Annotated in this window: 15 protein-coding genes and 1 tRNA gene; 8 read left to right on the top strand and 8 right to left on the bottom strand. The window is 70.1% G+C overall.

The window, feature by feature from the left end; genetic code table 11:
• Window positions 1-22: 22 nt before the first annotated feature.
• Window positions 23-3,262 (top strand): DUF4132 domain-containing protein, encoded by a 3,240-nt coding sequence (locus ABZ321_RS37150; protein ID WP_354900208.1) that lies wholly within the window; start codon window positions 23-25, stop codon window positions 3,260-3,262.
• A 415-nt stretch (window positions 3,263-3,677) separates the two neighbouring features.
• Window positions 3,678-4,160 (top strand): SRPBCC family protein, encoded by a 483-nt coding sequence (locus ABZ321_RS37155; RefSeq protein WP_354900210.1) that lies wholly within the window; start codon window positions 3,678-3,680, stop codon window positions 4,158-4,160.
• On the opposite strand, the gene ABZ321_RS37160 is transcribed toward ABZ321_RS37155, so the two are convergent.
• On the bottom strand, window positions 4,128-6,167 hold the full coding sequence (locus tag ABZ321_RS37160) for a translation factor GTPase family protein (protein WP_354900212.1): 2,040 nt from the start codon (window positions 6,165-6,167) through the stop codon (window positions 4,128-4,130). The two genes, ABZ321_RS37155 and ABZ321_RS37160, sit on opposite strands and share 33 nt — an antisense overlap.
• 225 nt (window positions 6,168-6,392) lie before the next feature.
• Between ABZ321_RS37160 and ABZ321_RS37165 the strand changes: the two genes are divergently transcribed.
• The 4 genes from ABZ321_RS37165 (at window position 6,393) to ABZ321_RS37180 (ending at window position 11,272) form a co-directional block, all read left to right on the top strand.
• Window positions 6,393-7,211: a MerR family transcriptional regulator gene (locus tag ABZ321_RS37165; protein ID WP_354900214.1), complete on the top strand. Its 819-nt coding sequence runs from the start codon at window positions 6,393-6,395 to the stop codon at window positions 7,209-7,211.
• Window positions 7,212-7,383: 172 nt separating this feature from the next.
• Window positions 7,384-9,564: a TerD family protein gene (locus ABZ321_RS37170; protein WP_354900215.1), complete on the top strand. Its 2,181-nt coding sequence runs from the start codon at window positions 7,384-7,386 to the stop codon at window positions 9,562-9,564.
• 129 nt (window positions 9,565-9,693) lie between these two features.
• Entirely contained in the window at window positions 9,694-10,827 is a 1,134-nt protein-coding gene (locus ABZ321_RS37175; RefSeq protein WP_354900217.1) for a hypothetical protein, read from the top strand.
• 13 nt (window positions 10,828-10,840) lie between these two features.
• The gene (locus tag ABZ321_RS37180) at window positions 10,841-11,272 is read left to right on the top strand and encodes a hypothetical protein (RefSeq protein ID WP_354900219.1); all 432 of its coding nucleotides are present in this window, start codon (window positions 10,841-10,843) and stop codon (window positions 11,270-11,272) included.
• On the opposite strand, the gene ABZ321_RS37185 is transcribed toward ABZ321_RS37180, so the two are convergent.
• Window positions 11,269-11,853 (bottom strand): hypothetical protein, encoded by a 585-nt coding sequence (locus tag ABZ321_RS37185; protein ID WP_354900221.1) that lies wholly within the window; start codon window positions 11,851-11,853, stop codon window positions 11,269-11,271. The genes ABZ321_RS37180 and ABZ321_RS37185 overlap by 4 nt on opposite strands.
• 563 nt (window positions 11,854-12,416) lie before the next feature.
• Here ABZ321_RS37185 and ABZ321_RS37190 point away from each other — a divergent pair.
• Entirely contained in the window at window positions 12,417-14,684 is a 2,268-nt protein-coding gene (locus ABZ321_RS37190) for a S8 family serine peptidase (protein WP_354900223.1), read from the top strand.
• 67 nt (window positions 14,685-14,751) lie between these two features.
• Here the strand turns inward: ABZ321_RS37190 and ABZ321_RS37195 are convergent, their stop codons facing one another.
• Both ABZ321_RS37195 and ABZ321_RS37200 read right to left on the bottom strand, forming a co-directional pair.
• A complete protein-coding gene (locus tag ABZ321_RS37195) occupies window positions 14,752-15,627 on the bottom strand; it encodes a hypothetical protein (RefSeq protein ID WP_354900225.1) in 876 nt (291 codons plus the stop codon).
• A 187-nt stretch (window positions 15,628-15,814) separates the two neighbouring features.
• Window positions 15,815-16,750, bottom strand: coding sequence for a hypothetical protein (locus ABZ321_RS37200; protein ID WP_354900227.1), 936 nt, complete (start codon window positions 16,748-16,750; stop codon window positions 15,815-15,817).
• 225 nt (window positions 16,751-16,975) lie between these two features.
• Between ABZ321_RS37200 and ABZ321_RS37205 the strand changes: the two genes are divergently transcribed.
• Window positions 16,976-17,563, top strand: coding sequence for a dihydrofolate reductase family protein (locus ABZ321_RS37205; RefSeq protein WP_344510362.1), 588 nt, complete (start codon window positions 16,976-16,978; stop codon window positions 17,561-17,563).
• An 85-nt stretch (window positions 17,564-17,648) separates the two neighbouring features.
• Here the strand turns inward: ABZ321_RS37205 and ABZ321_RS37210 are convergent, their stop codons facing one another.
• The 4 genes from ABZ321_RS37210 to ABZ321_RS37225 all read right to left on the bottom strand — a co-directional run bounded on the left by ABZ321_RS37210 (window position 17,649) and on the right by ABZ321_RS37225 (window position 20,704).
• Window positions 17,649-18,656 carry an RNA polymerase subunit sigma-70 gene (locus ABZ321_RS37210; RefSeq protein ID WP_354900229.1) on the bottom strand — a complete coding sequence of 336 codons (1,008 nt, stop codon included), beginning with the start codon at window positions 18,654-18,656 and terminating at the stop codon, window positions 17,649-17,651.
• Between the two features lie 359 nt (window positions 18,657-19,015).
• Window positions 19,016-19,087: transfer RNA gene (locus ABZ321_RS37215), tRNA-Arg, on the bottom strand.
• 44 nt (window positions 19,088-19,131) lie between these two features.
• Window positions 19,132-19,719 carry a DUF305 domain-containing protein gene (locus tag ABZ321_RS37220; protein ID WP_354900231.1) on the bottom strand — a complete coding sequence of 196 codons (588 nt, stop codon included), beginning with the start codon at window positions 19,717-19,719 and terminating at the stop codon, window positions 19,132-19,134.
• A 43-nt stretch (window positions 19,720-19,762) separates the two neighbouring features.
• Window positions 19,763-20,704: a DUF3105 domain-containing protein gene (locus ABZ321_RS37225; protein WP_344510356.1), complete on the bottom strand. Its 942-nt coding sequence runs from the start codon at window positions 20,702-20,704 to the stop codon at window positions 19,763-19,765.
• Window positions 20,705-20,713: the final 9 nt, after the last annotated feature.

Here is a 20,713-nt window from a genome sequence, read left to right on the forward strand (position 1 = left end):
TGGTCGTGGTTAGTGTGACGCCGTGACCAGATGGACCACGCCCCAGGCGTCCTCAGCCCCGCTGGAGTGGACCCCGCCGCAGCCGCCGCCGCTCGTGTGGCGCGACGGGATCGCGGTCAGTCCCTGGCTGCGGTCGGTCCTGCATCCGCGCCGCGGCGGCATCGCGACGGACATCAGACCGCTCGCCACCGTGAAGGAGGCATGGGCGGGGCTGCGCCGCGGCGTGTGGTCGGAGGACGCCGCGATCCGCGAGCGCGGCAATCCGTCCAGGGTCTGGGAGCTCGTCACCTCCTCGGAGGCGCAGGAGCGGGCGACAGGGCACCGGCTGCTGGACCACGAGCACCGGGTCGGCACCGCCGCCGAGGACCGCGCGCTCGTGGAGGCGTGCCGGGCCAGGTTCGAGTATCTGTCCGGCCCGGTTCACGACTGGCTCGCCGACTTCCTCGTCGCGGCGCACGGCCTGGTCGAGGGCTGCCGTCGGATCCTCGGTGGGCTGCACGTCGAGCTGCCCTATGTCGGTGTCGGGGTCTTCGGGCGGCTGCGTGAGCTGCTGGTCCTCGCCGACGAGCCGACCTATGCGCAGGCCCGTGACGCGCTGCTGGAGGTCCGCGACAAGAAGGCCGCCGAGCACACCGGCAGCATCCGCGCCGACCTGTTCTGGGCCACCTCGTTCCTGCTGCCGCTGGGCCCCCAAGCCGGCGAGGAGGAGCGCGGTGCGCATCGCGACGCTTTGCGGTATAGCGGCAGATTCGGCAACGTGGACGTCCATGCGTCCGGGCTCGCCGCCGGCGACCTCGGCACGCTGAAGACGCTCCTCGCCGCCAACGACAAGGCTCGGTGGGAGTTCTTCAGCACGGGCGGCGGCCGGGCCTATCTCGCGAGCGTCCTCGACATCGCCGGCGCCGCCGCGGGTCCCGTCATGGCCACGATGAAGCCGGCGTATCCGTTCGAGGACCACGCCCATCACAACGGTATGTGGTGCAGCCTGCTGGCCCACATCGACGACGACGCGGCGCGCGAGGCACTGCGGCGGGAGCGGGAGGCCGGGCACCCGTGGGCGACGCTCGGCCCGCTCACCGACCCCGGCGCGTTCGAGCCCGGCCGCGATCCGGCGACCGAGATGGTGGTGCCCGACGGCGTCCCCTGCGACTACCGGCCGCCCGCCGCGGCGCATCCGGTCTGGTTGGAGCCCGCGGTGCCGGTCGAGCCCGAGCTGCGCTGGCGTGACGAGGAGCTGGAGGCGGCCGAGGGCCTGGGCGGCGACGACGGCTCGGTGCGGTGGGACGGAGTGTCGATCAGCCGGTGTGACACGGCCCAGGTGACGGCGTGGCTGGAGCATCGGGAGCACTGGGCGCTGCCGACGACGCTGCCCATGCTCACGCTCGCTCCACTGTGGACACATGAGCGGCTGATGGCGCTCGGCTTCGCGCAGCACTACTACCACGTGCGGTTCACGCTGCCGTTGCTGCTGGCCCGGCACGGCGTCAGCCACGTCGCCCCGCTGCTCGCCGCGTTCTCCGACCGGGCCAGTGTGGAGCACGCATTGGAGGCCGCGCAGCCAGTCGGGCACGTCGCGTTGATCGCGCCGGTCGTGCAGGCGTTCGCCGGCAAGAAGCTGCGCCGCCCCGCCCGGTCCTGGCTGCTGCGCCATCCCCGGCACGCCGCGGCAGGCGCAGTCGCGCTGTGGTCGGCGACGCCGGCGGACACCGCGGTCGGGCGGGTCCTGCGGTATCTCGACGCGCAGGGCCACCGTCCGCTGCTGCTCGCGCAGGCGGGGGAGCGGGCCGGCGACCTCGTCGCGCTGCTCGACAAGGACCCGGTCACGTCGGTGAAGCTGCCGCAGTACGTGACAGCCACGCCGCTGCCGTCCCTGATCGCCACTCTCGACGGCGCCGTCGCCGACCCTGACACGGTCGAGCACCTGCTGGCCAGGCTCTCCGTCTGCAACGCCGACGAGGTGCATCCCGCGGTCCTCGCCGCCCGTGACGCGTGGACGGCGGGGTCGCGGGCGGCGTTCGCGCAGGAGCTGTTCGAGCGGTGGCTCACCGCGGGTGCGCCCGCTCCCGACGGCTGGTGCATGCAGGCCGTCGGGCTCATCGGCGACGACGCGGGCGCGCGCCGCATCGCCGCGCTCGCCAAGCACTGGCCGGGGCAGGACGCGAGCGCCCGCGCGCAGGCCGCCCTCGACGCGCTGCGGCACCGCGGCACCGACGCGGCGCTCATCGAGCTCAACCTGCTCGCCGAGAAGTCCAGGTTTCCCGTGTTCAAGAGCGTCGCCCGCCAGCACATCGAGGCGATCGCCGACCTGCGCGGGCTCACCTCCGACGAGCTCGCCGACCGGCTCGTGCCCACCCTCGGCCTCGACGACGACGGCGACACGGTCGAGACCGACGCCGGCACGTTCCGGATCGTCTTCGACCACCAGCTGCTGCCCGTCGTCCGTGACTCGACCGGCCGGATCCATGCCGAGCTGCCCAAGCCGGCCCGCGGTGAGGACAAGCAGCGACACAAGAAGGCCAAGGACCGCATCACCGCGCTGCGCAAGGAGGCCCGCGCGTCGGCGTCGCTGCACGTGTCGCGGCTGGAGCGCGCCGTGTGCACCGGCCGCCGCATCCCGGCCGCCATCTTCCTCGACCGCTTCGCCACCCACCCGTGGATGAGCCACCTCGCCCGGCGGCTGGTCTGGGGAGTGTTCGAGGACCCGATGCCGACCGCGCCGGCGGGGGAGGAGCGCGGTGGGCTTGTCACGACCGTCCGGGTCGCCGAGGACGGCACCCTTGCCGGCGTCGACGACGAGCCCGTGCTCCTGCCGGCCGGTGCGGCGCTCGGTGTGCTGCATCCGCTGCAGTTCCCCGAGGGCGGGCTGGCGGCGTGGGGTGAGGTGTTCGCCGATTACGAGCTGCTGCAGCCGTTCGAGCAGTTGGGGCGGCCGGCGTACCGCGTGACGGACGAGGAGCGGGGCGCGCGGGCGATCGATCGCTTCGAGGGGCGGAAGGTGACGGTCGCGGTGCTGCGTGGTCTTGAGCGGCACGGCTGGACCCGCTGGTATGACGCCGTCGTGCAGATGGCCAAGCCGATCGGCGGGGGCGTCTACGCGGTGCTCGACACCGAGCCCGGCTGGCACGCCTCCGACACGGTCGACTCCGCACCGCCGCAGACGGTCGCCGACCTGGTCTTAGTTCGCGCCGACGGCAGGACGTTCGGGGACCTGCCGCCGGTCGTCTTCTCGGAGCTGATCCACGACCTGCGGGTGGTGACCTGACCGGTCGGTGGCTGGCGGCGACGGGTTGACGGCACGACCCTGCGGGGTGACCTGGCCGGTCGGTGGTCGGCGGTGGCGACTCGAGCAAGACGGCCTGCGGGTGGCGACCTGGTCGTTGGTGGCCGGTGGCGATGGGTTGAGCGGCACGAAGTCCGGGTGGTGACCTGTCTGGTGAGCGGCCGGTGGCGACTTGAGCAACATGGCCTGCGGGTGATCTGGCCGGTTGGTGGTCGGTGGCGACGGGTTGAGCGATAGGACCCTGCGGTGGCGACCTGACCGGTCGGTGGCCGCCGGGTGGCGACTTGAGCGACACGACCTGCGGTGAGTGGCCGGCGGTGGCGACTTGAGTGATCGGCCGCGCGGGGCGGACTACCCTGACCGGGCCCGGTTCGAAGAACGGATGGGGAGCTGAGAGATGGCTGACGAGGTCGTCGAGAGGATCACCGTCGGCGTGGCGCCGGAGGTGGTGTTCCGGGCGGTGGCGGATGTGCGGCGGATGGCGAGGCACAGTCCCGAGTGCTTCGGCACCTGGGTGCTGACGCGGTCGCCGGGGCGGGTGCCGCGGCGGTTCGTCGGGTTCAACCGGCGCGGGGCGTATGTCTGGTTCACCACGTGCAAGGTGGTGGCGGCGGAGCCGGGGGTGGAGTTCGCGTTCGACGTGACGACGTTCGGGATGCCGGTCGCCCGGTGGGGGTTCCGGCTCGCGGGGGTCGAGGGCGGGACCGAGGTCACCCAGTACTGGATCGACCAGCGGGTTCGCGGGGCGATGATCCTCGGCAGGATCTTCACCGGGAAGGCCGCGAAGACGAGGCCCGAGGACAACCGGGAGGGCATGCGGATCACCCTGACCCGGTTGCGGCAGGAGTTAACCGACGGGGCCGGCGGCGACGCGGCGTGAGACCCACAGCAGGTACTCCTTGCGGTTCAGCGGGTTGTGGTCGGAGCGGGGCCTGACGGGCGGCGTTCCGTGGACGGGACGGTGGTGGTCGAAGGCGTACTCCAGGACTCCGAGGCCGTGGCTGATGCCGGGCAGGCGGCGTTCCAGATCGCGGATGCGCGCCGCTGGGATGGTGCCGGTCACCTCGCACCAGTCGCGGCGCTGGTCCTGCGACGACGGCACGGCGCCGAGCTTCGACAGCAGGCCGAGCACCACGCCCGTGGTGGAGGCCGGGATCTCGAGATGGAAGCGGTGGACCGGCTCGCAGATCCGCGTGCCGGCCTGGCGCAGCGCGCGCATGAGCACCAGGGGGGTCAGCTTGCGGTAGTCGGCGGCGGAGCTGCCGGGCGCCTGGTAGCCGGACGTGGTCATCGTGACCCTGGCGCCGGTGACGTTCCAGCCGTGCAGGCCCTGGCGGAGGGTGTCGCGCACGTACGAGGACATCGCGGCCTCGAAGTCGGCGGCCCTGTTGTAGACGTACATCGGCATGGACTCGACGGGCACGTCCAGGTGGAACTCGACACCGCGGTCGGAGGGTTCGACGCGCAGGCCGACCGTGGCGAGGAACGGGTTGTCCGGCGCGCCGAGCAGCTCCACGGCGGAGCCGGTGCCGGCGACCTGCTCGACGTAGACGATCGTCGACTCGCGGAAGTCGACCAGCACGCCGTACTCCGCGGCGAGCGTCGCCTCGATGACCTCCTTCTGGACCTCGCCGTACAACGAGACGGCCAGCGAGACGCCCGGCGAACCCGCCGCCGAACCCGACGGCGAACCGGCCCCCGAACCCGACGCCGAGCCCGACGCAGAGCCGGACGGTGCGTCGGACGGTGCGTCGGACGGTGTGTCGGACAGGCGCAGGTCGATCAGGGGGTCCTGCTCCGCGAGTTGGGCGAGCGCCGCGTGCAGGCGGGCGCGGTCGCGCGGGTTCCGGGGCACGACGACCGTCTCCAGCGTGGGAGGCGCGAAGAGCTGGGCCGCGCCCGCGCGCGGCGGGTCCGCGCCGATGGTGTCGCCGATCCGGACGGTCCTGAGGCCCCACAGCTTGCCGATCTGGCCCGCGGCGACCGACCCCACGGGCACCGCGGTGCCGCCCGAGGGGATGCCGATCGCGGTGACCTTGCCGGCCGGGAGCTGGTCGCGGACGTGGATCGTGCCGGCGAAGAGGCGGACGTACGCGATCTTCTCGCCGGCCGGGCCGCGCTCGACCTTGAACACCGTCGCGGACAGCGGGGCGCCGGGGTCGCCGGTCGCCGCGGGCAGGATCGTAGCGAGACCGGAGACCAGCGCGTCGACCCCCGCGCCGGTCGTCGCCGAGCCGAAGTACACCGGATGGACCAGCCCCGCCGCGGTCTGCCGGGCGAGCTCGGGCTCCAGCCGTACATCGGCCGCATCGTGCACAAAAGCGGCCATGGCCTGCTCGTCGTGCTCGGCCAGGGCCTCCGCCAGGCGGGCGGTGCCGGGCTCGAAGGCGGCGCCGGGCGTGCCCAGGCCGGTGGGGCGGCCCATCGGGGCGAGCGCGGGCGTCAGCATGGCCGCGAGGTCGGCGAGGAGGTCCTCGTGCCGGGCGCCGCGCCGATCGATCTTGTTGACGAAGATCAGCGTCGGTACGCGCAGCCGCCGCAGTGTCCGCATCAGGATCCGGGTCTGCGCCTGGACGCCCTCGACCGCGGAGACGACGAGGACGGCGCCGTCCAGGACGCGGAGCGCGCGCTCCACCTCGGCGATGAAGTCGGGGTGCCCGGGCGTGTCGATCAGGTTGACCGTGACGCCGCCGACGGGGAACGACGCCACCGCGGACTTGATGGTGATGCCCCGCTGCCGTTCGAGGGCGAGCGAGTCGGTCTGCGTGCTGCCGTCGTCGACGCTGCCGATCCGGTCGATGACGCCGGCGCGGAACAGCAGCCGCTCGGTCAGGCTGGTCTTACCGGCGTCGACATGCGCGACGATGCCGAGGTTGAGGATGGTCATGCAGGGTCAGGCCTCCAGCGTCGATGACTCCCTTCCGGATGGACGTGATCCCTGCGCGCATGTCCGCTCCTCGAGTCCTCGACGTGGTCCTCGCCCCATACTGGCTCAACCGGCCGGCGCACGCACCGGCATTTCCGCCGCCTGCGGCGCGGCTTGACCTTGCCCCTTGGGCAGGGCCGACCCTGAATCGCGCCGGGCGGTCCGCCCGGCCCGGAAGGAGCGCAGGTGGACGAGGAGCTGCTCACCATCGGGGTGTTCGCACGGCGGTCGTGGCTCTCCCCGAAGGCGTTGCGGCTGTACGAACGGCAGGGCCTGCTCCTGCCCGCCGCCGTCGACGAGCACAACGGCTACCGCTGGTATCGCGAGGAGCAGCTGGAGACGGCCAGGCTGATCGCCCGGCTCCGCCGCCTCGACATGCCCCTCGCGACCGTCGCCGCGATCGTCGCCGCCCCCGACCCGCGGACGCGGGCCGGCCTCCTCGGTGACTACTGGGCCGCCCAGGAGCACGCGACGGCCTTCCGCCGTGAGCTCGTCACCCACCTGCGCAGCCGGCTGCTCGACGACCGGGAGAGACTCACCATGTACGAAGTGCAGGTCCGCGACGTGCCCCGACAGACGGTGCTGACCGAACAGCGGCACGTGAACGCCCAGGAGCTGCAGGCCTGGATCGACGAGGCCATCGGCCGCCTGCTCAAGGCCGCCACCGGTCACGGCGACGGCATGACCGGCCCCTGCTTCATCGTGTACCACGGCGAGGTCAACGAGGACAGCGACGGCCCCGTCGAGATCTGCCTGCCGGTCGACCCGTCCGGCCCCCTGGACAGCGCCGTCCGCGTCGAGCCCGCCCACCGCGAGGCGTTCACCCGCATCATCAAGGCCCAGGTCGCGTACCCGCAGATCCTGTCCGCCTTCGACGCGGTCGCGCAGTGGGTCGCCGCCCAGGGCCTGCCGGTCAGCTCCTCACCCCGCGAGGTCTACTTCGCCGACTTCGGCGCCGCTGCCCCGTCGGACGAGGTCTGCGACGTCGCCTTCCCCCTCGTTTGATCCGCCTGTACGGAGGTTGATCCGCCTGTACGGATGAGGTGTCCACTACGGGCGGTGGTGGGCACCTGTCGGCCAGTGATCGATGGCCCATCGGTTGCACGTGATCCGCTCTTCAGCGATGTTTGCGCATGCGTGGTTCCGTCGTGGCAATTCGCTGCTCGATACTGCCGGGATGGACGCCCGGAGCATCACCAAAGGCGCGAATCTCGAACTTCCCACCGACACGACTGGATTGCAGATCGTCGTCGGATGGCAGGATTTCGAGAACGAGCGAGCAATCGACGCATCCGCATTGTTGCTGGCCGGTAGGAAGGTCCGCTCGGACGCTGATCTCGTCTTCTACAACCAGCCGACCTCGGCGGACGGGTCGGTGCGGCATCTCGGTGCGAGCGTCACCGAGGGCGGTGTGGAGGAGCGGATCGCGGTCGACCTCGAGTCGGTGCCCGGGGATGTCGACACCATTGCGATTGCCGCGAGTCTCGACCGGGGCTCGTTCGGTGAATTGAGCGGAATGCATCTCGTGGCGCTGGACGACGGGGGAGCGCCGATCGTCCGGTACGACATCACCGACGCCACGGTCGAGACGGCATTCGTGTTCGGTGAGGTGTACCGGCGCAACGGTGCCTGGAAGTTGCGTGCGGTCGGTCAGGGCTGGGACACCGGCCTCGCCGGCCTCGCGACCGACTTCGGCGTCAGCGTCGACGACGAGCCGGCGCCGGACGCCGCGGACCTGCCGGCCCCGATCCTGGACGAGACGACGTCCGTGCTCGAGGAGACCGGGACGGAGCTGCTGGACGCGCCCGGCGCGGACGACATGGACGCGGAGCTGCTGGACGAGACGACGTCCGTGCTGGAAGAAGCCGTGGACGTCGGGGACTTCGTGGACGACGCCGGCGCGGACGCGGCGGTGTCCGGCGAGCCGGAGCCGGCGCTCGACGAACCGGCGCCTGCGGCCGTGGTGTCCGCCGGTGCCGCTCCGGCGGCCAGCCGGGCGAAGACGGTGCGCACCAGACAACCCCGGACCACCAGGATCATGCCGCCGGTGCCCGCCCTGGCCGGCGGCACGAACTGGCCGGCGGCCCGGCTCTTCTCGGTCGCCGGCGTCGGCGCGGCCGAGGAGCAGGAGAAGCGGGCCACGTCGGCGCTGCTGGCGACCATGTACGCCGTCCGCCCGTTCGCCCGCGGCATCGTCGCCCGGCTCGGCGCCCCCGCCGGCACCGTGGAGACGTTCGCCGAGGTGCAGTTCGAGCTCGCCGACCGCAAGGTCATCCCGGACGGCGTGATCAGGGTCGCCCGCGGCAGCCGCCTGTGGACGTGCCTGCTCGAGGTCAAGACCGGCACCTCCCAGCTGCGCCGCGACCAGGTCGAGAAGTACCTCGACGTCGCCCGGATCCGTGGCTACGACGTGGTCGTCACGCTGTCCAACGAGATCGCGCCCGGCGCCGGCGAGCACCCCGTCGACGTGGACAAGCGCAAGATCCGCAAGGTCGGGATGCTGCACCTGTCGTGGGCCGAGGTCCTGCAGGAGGCCAGGATGGTGCTCACGCACCGCGGCGTCGAGACGCCGGTCCAGGCGTGGATCCTGGCCGAGTTCATCAAGTACCTGGAGCACCCCCGCTCGGGCGCGTCCGGGTTCGACGACATGGGCGCCGCGTGGGCGACCGTCCGGGACGCGGCGGTCGCCGGCACGCTGCGGGCCGCCGACCGTAAGGTGCCCGCGGTCGCCGACGCGTGGCTGCGGCTGGTGCGGTTCCTCTGCCTGCACCTCACCGCCGAGCTCGGGGTCACCGTCACCAGCCCGCTGCCCCGCCGGCTCGCCGTGGACCCGGCCGCCCGGCAGGCCGCGGTCGTCTCGAAGCTCGCCGTCGACGGCGTCCTCGACGCGACCTTGAAGATCCCGGGCGCGGCCGGGCTGGTCACCCTCGCCGCCGATGTCGGGCGCGGGCAGGTCAAGGTGTCGGTCCAGGTCGCCGCCCCGAAGGAAGGCAGCTCGCAGCGGCGGGTGTCCTGGCTGCTCAGGCAGCTCGACAAGGCCCCCAACGACGTCGTGGTCGAGGTCGGCTTCACCGGCCGCACCGAGACCACCTGCGAGCGGCTCGGCGACGCCCGGGCCAGACCGGCAGTCCTGATCGTCGACCGGGCGCTGGACATCACCACCTTCAAGCTCAGCCGGAGCACCCCGATGGGCGCCAGGCGGTCCGGCGTCAGAGGGGCCTTCGTGCACAGCGTCATCACGGCGCTCGACGCCTTCTACGGCACCGTCGTGCAGGGCCTCAAGCCGTGGCCGTCGCCGGCGCCGCAGCTGCCGGAGGAGACCGTGTCGGAGGCGGCGGCACTCGACGACCTCACGTGAGGCGCCGCGACCGCGTGGCTGAGTGTGACGCGGTCGCGACAGCGCGAATTGTCGGGCCCGCGCGGACCGTACCGGCGACACAATGGTCTATGGCAGGCTGATGCCGACCGTGTGGGGGGAGGAGCGCGCATGGCCGTCGCTGACGGGCTGCTCAACGGCACCGGGGCGCTGCTCTTCATCGCCGCCGCGATCGGGTTCGGCCTGGTGTGCGTCATCGCGTGGGAGTCGCGGGCGCTGTTCCTCACGCCGCTGGGCTGGGTGCTGCTGCCGATCGTGGTGGCCGCCTGGTTCGGCGGCGCCGCCGTCATCGGCCTGCCCGCCGACGTGCTGCTCGGCCACAGCGACGCCGGCGCGATCTGGCCTGGGCTGGTCGCGTCGCCGGTCGTGGCCCTCGTGCTCGGCCGCCGCTTCCGCACGCCCGGCGGAAACAGCGCGGGCCAGATCTTCGTCCGCGCCGGCATCCTGCTCGCGGGCTGCGTCGCCGCCAAGTGCGTCGCCTACGCGCTCGGCTTCCGGGTCTTCGACTTCTGGACCGGCGGCGCCGTGACCCTGGGCGCGCTGGTGGTGTGCATCGCCGTCTGGCAGTTCGCGGACATCGACGGCGTCGTGCACCTGTTCGTGCGGGCTGGGGTGGTGCTCGCGGCCGCCGGCCTGGTCGGGGCGTGGGCCGCCGTCAACCACGTGCCCGTCGCCGGCAACCCCCGCACCGCCTCCACCACCACGGTGGCGATCATGCTGCTGACCCTGCCGCTGCTCGCCCTCGCCGCCGCCGTCCTGACCATCGCGGTGCTGCGCCGCTTCCGTCCCGACGTGGCTCCGCGGCCGGCCCGCGACCCGGCCGTCCGCGTGCCCAAGACGCACGAGGTGTGGAACGCGTTCGTGACCTTCGAGGAGGACGACGAAGGCAAGGACCGCCCGGTGCTGGTGCTGAGCGCCGACACCGGCGGCGCCGACGTGCTCAAGATCACCAGCCAGGACAAGTCGCGCTTCGACGACTACTTACCCCTGCCACTGGATCGGTGCCGCGGCGTGCTGAGCAAGGAGAGCTGGCTGGAGCTGCGGCCGACCCGGGTGCCGCTGGAGGAGTTCCGCAGCTACCGGGGGCTGTGCCCGCCGTGGATCTGGGCCGAGCTGCGCACCCGCGGCCTGATCACCGCGCCCTCGTCCACCGTCAAACGGCCGGCCGCCGTCAAACGGCCCGCGGCCGTCGTGGGTCAGCGGCCGGCGCCCCGCTCGTTCCTCGCCCGTCTGCGCAACCGGTGAAAGGCCGTCCATGGTGACCGACGCCGATCTGGAGGACTGGGCCGCCGGCTCGCGGAAGAACTTCGCCGGGGTCGCCGAGCTAGTCGGTGCCCCCGCGGACGAAGCCGAGCGCGACCCGGTCTCCGTCGTGCCGTTGCTGCAGGTGTACGTGAACCGGCTGCCTCTGACGGAGTTCCAGACCGACGACTGGGTCACCCTGCACGCCGACCTCGTGTCGTTCGTCGCGCGCGTCATGGCGGCCCGCCTCGGCGCGGCCTGGGAGGTCCGGCCCGCACCGAACGCGCCGCGCGGCTACCGGTATGTGCTGAGCGCCACCGACGCGCAGAGCGCCGTCCACGTCGTCGACCCGTTCCAGGTCGTGGCGATGGAGTTCCGGCAGCCGCGGATCGAGATCGCCCGCATGCTCGCCACCGCCGAGCTGAACCTCGGCGTGCCGGACCGTTAGCCGAAGGTCACCAAGCCCGACAGCATCTCCTTCACGTATCCGCCCGCGGCGTCCGGCTCGCCGCCGGTGAAGACGAACCCGACCGTCAGCTGATCCGCGAACCAGAGGCAGGCCGACGAACCGGCGCCGCTGCCCGTGATGGCCACGCAGTACGCCTGCCCGCCGATCAGCCCCGGGTCGACCGGCGACGTCGTCCCGGGCGTGCCCGGGGTGATCGTCAGGGCGCCCTTGACGAACGCCGTGAACAGCTCCTGCGCCGAGTCGAACCGGATGTCCTTGCCGGTCCCGCCCCAGATCGCCGCGGTGATGCCGCCGTTGTCGTACTGGGCCGCGAACGGCTCGTCGATGAGGGTGACGGTGCCGGCGGCGCTCAGCTTGTCGGCGAGCTCCTGACTGCTCGCCTTCTTCCACGACCCGACGGTCGCCGGCGCCGTCAGGCGCAGCCGCTTCTCGCCGCCGCCACCACCGGCCGTGCTCGCCGCGGAGGCGGTCGCAGCCGGCTCGTCGTCGCGCGTGAGCTTGTACGCGACCGTCACCGCCGCCGCGAACAGCAGGACGACGGCGACTGCGACGATGCTCACAATCAGCGCCGTACGGTTCTTGGCGGGCGGCGGTGTCCACTGTGGCTGGTGGAATTGCGCCGGTCCGTATTGCGGTTGTGGCTGACCGTACTGGGCCTGCTGCGGTTGACCGTATTGCGGTTGCCCGTAAGGCGTCTGCCCGGATTGCGGCGGCTGTGGCTGCCCGAATTGCGGCTGCTCGTACACCTGCTGCGGCGGCAACGGTGAAGGCGCGGCCGGCGGGTAGGGAGGCTGCTGGGGCAGGGACTGGGATGGATCGGACATGCTGCGCTCCTAGGCCGGACGTCGGGCGAAGCATACGGTCAGGATCAAACCGCCGGGGATCCTCGCCGCCTGGCTAACACACGGCTAGTCCCTTCGTCCGATCTTCACGACATGAACACCCGAACGGGGTGGCCGAGAACGGGGTAGTCCACTTAGTCTCTCCATATTCCGATCACCCTTCTGGCGTGAACCGTCGATGTCCGCCGGGTGATCCTCATGGGGAGGGAATAACCATCAACACAAAGGGCAAGGAAAGGGCTGCGTATGGACGGCTCGTAAGCCGGCCGCGGCGCTGGGCGATGGTGGGCGTCTCGACGCTCGCCGCCGCGGGCGTGGTGCTCGTCTCGGGCACGCCGGCATCGGCGGAGGTGGTCAATCCTCCGCGGGGCGAGGTTCTCGGCGACGCGAACCAGAGCCTGGCCGGTGGCTACATCGTTCAGCTGAAGGGCAACGCCTTCAGTGGTCTGAACACGTCCCAGGCGAAGGCCAACGTCTCCAGCTTGGCCAAGGCGCTGTCGTCGCGCCACGGCGGCAAGGTCACCAGCGAGTACAGCGTCACGCTGAAGGGCTACGCGGTCAGCGGTCTCTCCGAGGACCAGGCCGCGCGTCTGGCGGCAGACCCGTCGGTGGCGTCCGTCTCGCGCGACGTGCTGCTGCACAAGGCGGACACCCAGAACAACCCGGTCTGGAACCTCGACCGGATCGACAGCCGCGGCCTGACGAGGAACTACCAGTACACCTACCCGAACACGGCGTCGTCGGTGACGGCGTACGTGATCGACACGGGCCTGTACAAGGAGCACGACGAGTTCGGCGGCCGGGCTTCGTGGGGCAGGAACTTCGTCGACCGGGCGGTAAGGAAGATCGCGAACACGCCGGCGAACACGCCCGAGCACGACGCGCCGGACAACGCCTCAGACTGTGACGGGCACGGCACGCACGTGGCCGGCACGCTCGGCGGCACCACGTACGGTGTGGCCAAGCAGGTGAAGATCGTCGCGGTTCGCGTGCTGGACTGCTACGGCTACGGCTTCAACTCCGAGGTCCTCAACGGCGTCGAGTGGGTCACCGCGAACGCGGTCAAGCCCGCCGTGGTCAACATGAGCATCGGTGCCTCGGGCATCGTTGCGACGCAGGACGAGGCCGTCGCCCGGTCGATCGCGTCCGGGCTGACCTACGCGGTCGCCGCCGGTAACGGCGACGACGAAGGCAACCCGCTCAACGCCTGCAACTACTCGCCGTCGCGGGTTCCGGCGGCGCTGACGGTCGGCGGTTCGTTCGTGTATTCCGGTAACGGGCGCGAGTACCCGATCGTCTGGTCGAACTACGGACCGTGCGTGGACATCTTCGCGCCGGGCTACGACATCACGTCGGCCTGGATCTACGCGCCGAGCTCCACGAACACGATCGGCGGCACGTCGATGGCGTCTCCGCACGTCGCCGGCGCGGCTGCCCTGATCCTGCAGGCACATCCGGACTACACCCCGTCGCAGGTGCGTCAGGCGCTCATCCAGAGCGCCACGAACGGTGCCCTGGACATGTACGGCAACTACCCGCCCTACGCTGCGAGCAGCACGGCGAACCGGTTGCTGTACATCCGTCAGAACGACCCGCCGAGGATCGCGTCGAAGCCCGTTGGCATCAACAACCAGCGTTTCGGCACGACCGAGGTGTACGGGCGCACGACCGACAACAAGATCGTGTACGCGTACCGGGCCGGCAGTGAATGGTCGGACTGGTCTGACCTGGGTGGCGACACGCAGGGTGACCCGGCTGTGCTGTACAACCCGACGTACGGCACCACTGAGGTGTACGCGCGTCTGGCGAACAACCACCTTGCCTACCGTTACTACTCCAACGGTTGGTCCGGGTGGAACGACCTCGGGGGCGAGCTGGCGGGTAACCCGTCCATCTTGTACAACCCGAAGTACGGCACGACCGAGATCTATGCCCGGTTCGCTGACGGGACGCTGAAGTACAAGTACTACGCCAACGGCTGGTCCGGGTGGTCCGACCTCGGTGGTCAGATCGCCAGTGACCCGGCGTTGCTGTACAACCCGAAGTACGGCACGACTGAGGTGTACGTCCGTACCACGGACAACAAGCTGAAGTACAAGTACTACAACAACGGCTGGTCCGGCTGGGTCAGCCTCGAAGGGAACGTCTCCGGGAACCCGGGCGTCATCTACAACCCGACCTACGGCACCACCGAGGTCTACACCCGCACGTCGACCAACACGCTCGCCTACCGGTACTACTACAACGGCTGGGCGGACTGGATCGACCTCAAGGGCAGCCTCGCCAGCGACCCGGGCGTGATCTACAACCCGCGCTACGGCACGACCGAGGCGTACGCCGCGACCGCTGGTGGCCAGACCCAGTACGTGTACTACTACAAGGGCTGGTCCGGCTGGAACAACATCGGCGGCGCCGCTGTCTCCGCGCCTTCGGTGCTGTTCAACGTGTCGAACCGTTCGACGCAGGTCTACACCCGCTCCGCGGACAACCACGCGAACTTCGCGGAGTACAACAACAGCTGGGCCTCGTTCATCGACATCTCGGCCTAGCCCACACAGCACCAAAACCGCCCGGCACCCCCGGTGGAAGGGGGGCCGGGCGGTTCCTTTTCACCGGTCACTCCTGCATCGTCGCCCACCGGCAGCCGCGCGACTCCGCCTGCGCCGTCGTGGCGTACTCGACGTTGAAGCGCCGGGTCGGCGGCGCCGCGTCACCGGGCCCGTCGCGGAACAGCACCACCAGCCCCCGCAGCGAACCGTCACCGCTGACCCGGATGCAGCGCTCGGTGTCCTTCAGGAACTCCAGCGACAGCCACCGCGAGATCGCCGAGATCCTCACGCAGCAGACCGGCGGCACGGGAGTCGGAATCGGCATGGTGGCGTAGTCCGCGACCAGGAACACCCCACCCGGCGTGTCGGCCGAGATGATGAGGTCCTGCCCGATCTGCGTCTGCAGGTCGTAGATCGTGCCGAGCATCGCGTACCCCTTGGCATTCGTGCTCGCCGCGACGAACCGCGCCGGCGAATTGAACGGATGCGGCGTGATGGTCCCCGCCGACTGCCGGAAAATGATCTGGTACGCCGGACTGCCGCTGTAGGTCGTCGTGTTGGCGGTGTACGCACCCAGCGGCAGGTAATGGTTGTTGAGCGCGATGAAGTCCATCCGGGCGCCGGCCTGCTCACTGACCTGCGTCGACCCCGTCTGCGCCAGCCGCACCCCGGCCCGCGTGATGCTCAGGTCCTCATCACCCCCTTGGTACGGATGCACAAAGACCACATTCCACCGCGGCACCGTCACGTTGAAGCTCCACGTCCACGGGCTGAAGGTGTTGTTGGGAACATCTGGAGTCAGCGCCAGCGCGGCCTGCGCCCCTGAGGGCGTGGCCCCCACAACGAGCAAGGAGCAGAACCCAGCGAGCAGCACCCGCCCAAGCCATCGACCCTTGAACGACATCGATCCTCCTCGAAGCTTTTGGGGCCTCAAGCGGACCACGCATCCATCCGGCATGACAGGTCACTCGGCGATACAAAAACCGGTCAGTTCCCGAGCCCCCGCTCAGCGTTCGATGCTCCGGCGGGCGCGTCGAAGGCCTCGACGAGGCGCTACCGGTGCTGTGGTCAGGGCTCAAGGAGGGCCTTGATGGCCCACGGCCCGGTAGCCCTCGATTGTGGACATCCGATCAGCGCCCGCTCTTCAGTGCCCGCCACGTTCGCAGAACGTGTGGGCCAGCTACGAAGAGAGCCCGCTCCAGGTCGTCGCTGCGCACGCCAACCTCCGCCGCCCAACTCGTCGCCGTCTCGACATATCGCCTGTACAGGTCGGCAGACGCGCGGATGTCCCAACTTCCGGCAAGAGCCCAGAATGACCACGCGGTCCACCGGTCGGCGATGAGCGGCCCACAACCTTCAGTGCGGTCGTACCCGGCGAAGTAGGCGATCTTGGTACCGAAGGCTGGGCCGAGCCCGCGCAGGCCCTGACTGCCCCTCAGTACCGTCCAGGTTCGCTCGGGTGAGCCGGCGGACTCCTGAAGTTCGCCGACCAACCTGGGTATCTGCGCACTGCCATCTCGGCCGAACAATGCGCGAGTGCGATACCAGCCGTAGCCGCTCAACCCGTAACCCCACGCCATCGAAGCTACGAAGAGGTCGATTGGCCGGTCCCTGACCGAGAAGACATGCTCGCGCGTGATCAGAGTTCGATCGGACAGGAGCGTCAGCCCGTCCGCGACGCGCTCGACTGCGCCGACCAACGGTGTCCCAGCCAGGCCGTCCCGCCACGCCGCTGCGTCCCACCAAACACCATGCTGGTCGGTGGCCTCTACCCAATGCCCGACGATCTCCGTGAGGATCCCGGGTATTGCCGATGGCGCCGGCTGTTGAGAAGCCGCGCGCCTGCGAACAACGTCAGCCAGGCTCGCCGTCCACGTAGGTTCTGCCACAGCATCGAATTGTGCCGCCGATGAGACTCGCCGCCAGCCGTCGAGTCGCAGGTATGCCTCGTTGAATGGTTTCCGGCCCAACGTGGAATTGATGGCGTCCGGCACCGGCGTACAAGCGGGCGCAGATCGCCGCGTTCGGACCGTCGCCGACAAGTCCGGCGGCAGAGTGGCCGTCACCGCGTTCCTCGTTTCCGTTCGTCTATGGCTTCGCTTTGGCTGGTCACTCGCGCTTTGCGCTGTGTGCCCCCGGCTAGAGACAAACCTGCACGGCTTGACCGTGACGTTGCCTGGGTTGAGCTGCGCCGATGCGCGGGCTGACCTCGTGTCTGCCAGCAGTGCGCACCGATGAGGTTTTCGCGCAGCGCCCGTCTGTATGTAGAAGATCGACTTTCGAGAGGCTGCATGATGCGGAAACTGACCTTCGGCATGAATGTGACCCTGGACGGCTACATCGCCGCGCCCGGCGACGACCTCGGCTGGAGTGGCGGTGAGGGACCGGACTCGTCGCCGAGCGACGAGCTGTTCCAGTGGTGGTCCGACCGGGTGGGGGCGACGGGCCTGGCGCTGTATGGGCGCAAGCTGTGGGAGGCGATGAGTTCCCACTGGCCGACCGCCGACCAGCGGCCCGGCGCCACACAGGCGGAAATCGAGTACGCCCGCCGCTGGCGGGACATGCCGAAGGTGGTGTTCTCCTCGACGACCAGCACGGTCGACTGGAACACCCGCCTGGTCACCGGCGACGCGGTCACCGAGATCACCCGGCTCAAGACAGAGGACGCCGGCCCGATGGACATCGGCGGCGCGACGCTCGCCGGGGCGGCCATGCGGGCCGGGCTGATCGACGAGTACATGCTGGTCACCGTGCCGGTCCTGGTGGGCGGCGGCACGCCGTTCTTCACCGCGCTGGACAGCTGGGTGAACCTGAATCTCGTGGAGACGCGGACATTTCCCGGCGGCGTCCTGCTGACCCGATACGAGACGAGGCGATGAGCACGGGCCAGCGGCTCGGCTCGTGGGGCCGGGTTCGTCGGGCATCGAGATGCTCCGCCGGCAACGCCGGCGGGGACTTGTCTGATCACAGTGTCGGGGGCAGGTCCAGCCATGGTTTGTCGGTGGCGTCGAATCCGGTGAGCTCGGCGATCTTCCCGTCGACGACGTGCAGGACCGCGATGGCGAACAGCCGGTACTCCGGGTCGTCAGGGGTGCGGAGGTACAGTGCGGCGGCGGGCATGCGGTTGACCGTCGTGGCGATGCAGCGCCAGTCGTCGTGGCCGGGCTGGAAGAGCCCACCGGAGACCCAGCCGTCCACCGCGTCCTTGGCCGTGACGACCGAGGTGCCCGCCTCGGGCAGCATCACGAAGCGCAGGTCGTCGCGCAGCAGGGACATCAACCCGTCGAGATCGTTGCGCTCATGGGCGTCGATGTACGACTTCACCACGCCGCGCTCGTCATTCGACAGCTCGTGGGCGGCGGGGCTCCGCCAGTCGAGGCGGCGATCGGGCAGCTGCTCGCGCATCGTCACGCGTGCCCGCTGCAGCGCGCTGGTCACCGATGCGATGGTCAGATCGAGGGCGTCGGCGGCCTTCGACGCCGGCCAGCCGACGACGTCGCGCAGAATGAACACCGCCCGCTGTCGCGGCGGCAGGTGCTGGACGGCGACGATGAACGCCAGCTCGATCGTCTCCCGCGCCACCACCGATTCCTGCGGGTCCTCGGGGAGCATCCGGTCGGGGTACGGCTGCAGGTACAGCACCTCGGAGCCGACGTCCGCCAGCCCGGACGGCACGGGTGTGCGATCGTTGCGCTTCTCCAGGAAGTCAAGGCAGACGTTCGTCGCGATCCGGTACAGCCAGGTCCGCAGCGCAGCGTGGCCCTTGAACGACTCCCGCTTGTTCCACGCTCGCAGGAACGTCTCCTGCGTCATGTCCTGGGCGTCCTCGTAGTTCGCAAGCATCCGGTAGCAGTGCACCTGCAGCTCACGCCGGTGGCGCTCCGTGATGAGCGCGAACCGCGCCGTATCGCCTGAGCGAGCCACCGCGATGAACGAGGCCTCGTCAGCGCCCAGCGGTCTAGCGTCGGTCATGGTCACCAATCCTTCCACCGGTGCGGTGCGAGAGGGCTACCAGAACCGACGACGTGGCGGAGGAATTCTGATCGGTGAAGCCGCTGACACCGGGCCGTTCGCCAGGGCGGATGGGTCGGGCCGATCCAGGGTAGGTGCTCCAGGTCAGACACAGGCCGCCGTAGTACCCGATGACCAGTGGATTCGCCTGCCTCCGGCGTAGGTCCCTGCCCCTGGCCCTCGGGGGCGTATTGGGGCGGACCGTCGATCATGGCGGGAATTAGCCGGTGACAGCCGGACAAATGAGCGAAGCCCTTGACCGCAGAACTGCTGGTCAAGGGCTTCGTTTCTTGGCTGGTCACTCGCGCTTTTGCGCTGTGTGCCCCCGGCAGGATTCGAACCTGCGCCCCCGCCTCCGGAGGGCGGTGCTCTATCCCCTGAGCTACGGGGGCCTTGCGGCCTCGCAAAGGATAACAGACCGCCTGTGGCTCCTGAGTCAGGAGGGGAGGGGTTGCGCTCCCAGGTCTTGGAGTTTTTCGGTGAGGGCGGTGATGTCGTACTGCTGAGAGACGCGGATCTTCTCGGCGGCGTCGCGGACCTCGGTGGTGGAGGCCTTCTTGGCGGCGGTTTCCGACATGTGGATGCCGCCCAGGTGGTGGCGGAGCATGAGCTGGCACCAGAGGGTGTCGAAGTCCTTGCCGGTGGAGGACTTGAGCTTCTTGAGCTCGTCGTCGGAGGCCATGCCGGGCATGCGGCCGTCCGGCTGGAGGGCGTTCTTGCCGTCGGGCATCCAGGCCATGGGGGCCTTGTCGCTGTTGGTGGACAGGTGCCACTCGTTGAGCCAGGTCTGCATCTGGCCGATCTGCCACTGCTGGCTGAGGGCCATGTCGTAGCCGAGGGTGCGGATGTCGTCGGTGGAGCCGAGGCGGTACGCGAACATCGCCATCTCGACGGCCTGGGTGTGGTGGAGGCTCATGTCGCGGGCGAAGCCGGCGTCCACGGAGTCGTCGCCGGGGCCGCGCAGCGTCGGGATGAGGAACCCGACGCTGACGCCCACGACGAGGAGGAGGACGGCGCCGAGCACGCCCAGGGTCAGGCGTGCTCGGGCCGTGAGTTGTGCGAACAGGTCAGCCGCCCGAGGTCATTCCGGTGCCGCCGCCGTCCTTGCCCAGGTCGCGCGGGGTCGTGCCGGTTTCGGTGATGATGTCGCCCTGGGAGCACGGGGTGCCGGGCTCGAGGCTGGCGTTCTGCCGCAGGGCCTTGATGAACTCGTCGATGCGGCCGTCGCTGGCCTTGTCGACCTGGAGCTGGAAGCCCCACGCCTGCAGGGAGATCGGCTTGGCCTGGCCCTCGTAGGGGCTCATGAGCAGGTAGTCCTTGCCCTTGACCTTCTTGGCCAGGGCCTCGACCTGGTCGGCCGGCAGGTTCGGCTGGTACGTGATCCAGACGGCGCCGTGCTCCAGGGCGTGCAGGGCGTGCTCAGTGGCGATCGGCGCCGCGTAGACGTCGCCGAGGCAGCGCTGCCAGTTCTGGTTGTGGTTGCCGGAGACCGGGGGGTTCGCGATCGACAGGTCGTACTTCTGCGGGCCCCACACGTGGTTCCGCTGCTCGGTGTACTCTTTGTTGATCTTGAAGTAGTCCTTGATGCCGTCGATCCGGTCGGCGCGCTCGCGGACGGTCAGCCCGTTCTCATTGACCTGGTAGACGGCGAAGCCCACGATGCCGAGGGCCAGCAGGCCGACCACGGAGAAGAGGATGATCGGGCCCCAGGCGGCACCCTGCTTCACCTTCACCGGGGCGACCTTCTTGGCCACCGGGCGCTTGCCGGTGGGGGCCGTCTTGCGCGGCGGGGCGGACTTGCGTGGGCTCGCCTTCTGCTTGCCGGAAGCCGACGTCGTGGTCGACTCCTTGCCGAGCGAGACCGGCGCGTCCTCCTCCGAAGCGGCGGCGGCCGCCTCGTCGAGGTCGTCCTCGATGGCCTCGTCGCCGCCCTGCTTCGGCTTGGCGCCGGCAACGGGCCTGGTCGACGGCTTGCGGTTGCCGCCGCCGTGCTGGGTGCTCATGCTCATGTCGTCGCC

This window comes from Dactylosporangium sp. NPDC006015 (assembly GCF_040614215.1).
In the GTDB taxonomy this organism is placed as follows: Bacteria; Actinomycetota; Actinomycetes; order Mycobacteriales; family Micromonosporaceae; genus Dactylosporangium; species Dactylosporangium maewongense.

Bases quoted from the DNA above. Each gene is read 5' to 3' on its own strand.
- ABZ321_RS37155 (WP_354900210.1), top strand. From the start codon at position 3,678: ATGGCTGACGAGGTCGTCGAGAGGATCACCGTCGGCGTGGCGCCGGAG.
- ABZ321_RS37160 (WP_354900212.1), bottom strand. From the start codon at position 6,167: ATGACCATCCTCAACCTCGGCATCGTCGCGCATGTCGACGCCGGTAAG.
- ABZ321_RS37170 (WP_354900215.1), top strand. From the start codon at position 7,384: ATGGACGCCCGGAGCATCACCAAAGGCGCGAATCTCGAACTTCCCACC.
- ABZ321_RS37175 (WP_354900217.1), top strand. From the start codon at position 9,694: ATGGCCGTCGCTGACGGGCTGCTCAACGGCACCGGGGCGCTGCTCTTC.
- ABZ321_RS37190 (WP_354900223.1), top strand. From the start codon at position 12,417: ATGGTGGGCGTCTCGACGCTCGCCGCCGCGGGCGTGGTGCTCGTCTCG.
- ABZ321_RS37205 (WP_344510362.1), top strand. From the start codon at position 16,976: ATGATGCGGAAACTGACCTTCGGCATGAATGTGACCCTGGACGGCTAC.
- ABZ321_RS37210 (WP_354900229.1), bottom strand. From the start codon at position 18,656: ATGACCGACGCTAGACCGCTGGGCGCTGACGAGGCCTCGTTCATCGCG.
- ABZ321_RS37225 (WP_344510356.1), bottom strand. From the start codon at position 20,704: ATGAGCATGAGCACCCAGCACGGCGGCGGCAACCGCAAGCCGTCGACC.